This is a genomic window from Pelomonas nitida (assembly GCF_043555975.1).
In the GTDB taxonomy this organism is placed as follows: domain Bacteria; phylum Pseudomonadota; class Gammaproteobacteria; order Burkholderiales; family Burkholderiaceae_C; genus Pelomonas; species Pelomonas nitida.
Genome location: NZ_JBIGIA010000041.1, coordinates 1 through 1,147, shown reverse-complemented (window position 1 = coordinate 1,147; position 1,147 = coordinate 1). Strand labels below are relative to the sequence as shown.

Here is a 1,147-nt window from a genome sequence, read left to right as displayed (position 1 = left end):
CCGGGGCGATCTCGAGCTCGGACTTCAGCACCTTGAAGCCGCGCTCGATGTCGGCCAGCGCCTTGTAGCGCCTCACCACCTCGTCGGCGGCCATGTCCTGCACATTGGTCACCAGCATCAGCTTGCCGTCCATCAACTGCGCCCGGGCCAGCGCGGCCTCGTCGATGGCGTAGGTGAACAAGTCGGACTTCAGGTCGACCTGGATGATGCGCGCCAGATGGGCGTCGCTCACCTCGTGGAAGAAGCGCGCCTTGGCGCCCGAGTCCGAGAGCTTGCGCCCGCGCTGGGTCTTGCCCTCGTCCTGCGCGTCGAGCTTGCCGGCGAGTTGGTCGGCGCGCTGCTGCAGCGCATGGATGCGTGCCAGGCGCTCCTGGGTCTGCTCGGCGGCGCGTACCGGGTTGTGCGCCACCACCAGACGATGGCCTTGCCACTGGGCCTCGGTGACGATCTCGTCCGTGGCGTGTGCGGCCTTCTGGGCAAAAGGCTGCAAGACCTCGACGAACTCGGCGTAGCGCCGCCCCGGCACCGCCAGGATGAACTCCAGAGGCCGATCGCCGGCGACTTGCAGCTTCGTCAGCGCCTCGATGTTGTCCAGCGACAGCAGGCCCCGGTCGGCCACCACCACCAGGCGGCGGATGTGCGGGTAGCGCGTCAGCACCTTCTTCAGCGTGGGCTGCAAGGTCGGCGCCTCGGCCGTGTTGCCGTCGAACACCTCATGGAAGATCGGCATGCCGTCGGCTGTCTGCACCACGCCCAGCATGAACTGGCGGGCAATGACGCCCTCCTTGGACATGCCGAAGTGGCGCACATCGCCGTCCTGCTGGCTCAAGCCCTCGGCGCGGATGGTGGTCAGGTCGTAGAAGACCACCGACAGGTCTTCATCGATGAGCGGGCGCAGCAACTGGGCCACGCAGTCATCGACGGCGCCCTGGTGGTCCATCAGCGCGTCCATGCTGCGCAGCAGATGCTGATGGCTGAGCTTGTCGACATCAACGCCGGGCAGGCTCACGGTCTGCAGCCAGCGCAGCACGCCCAGCTTGGACTCTGGATCGCACAGCCGATTGAAGACCATCACACGGATGGCGGCCTCGACGGCGGTGGTGAAGCGCGCGCGCCGGAACACAGCGGCCAGGCCATCGAAGCCCAG

At 67.2% G+C, this 1,147-nt stretch carries 1 protein-coding gene; it reads right to left on the bottom strand.

Translation table 11 applies throughout. The features are described 5' to 3' along the window. Nucleotides 1–1,147, bottom strand: a 1,147-nt coding sequence (locus ACG00X_RS24015; RefSeq protein WP_394492343.1) for an IS1634 family transposase, incomplete at both ends; no start/stop codon positions are given.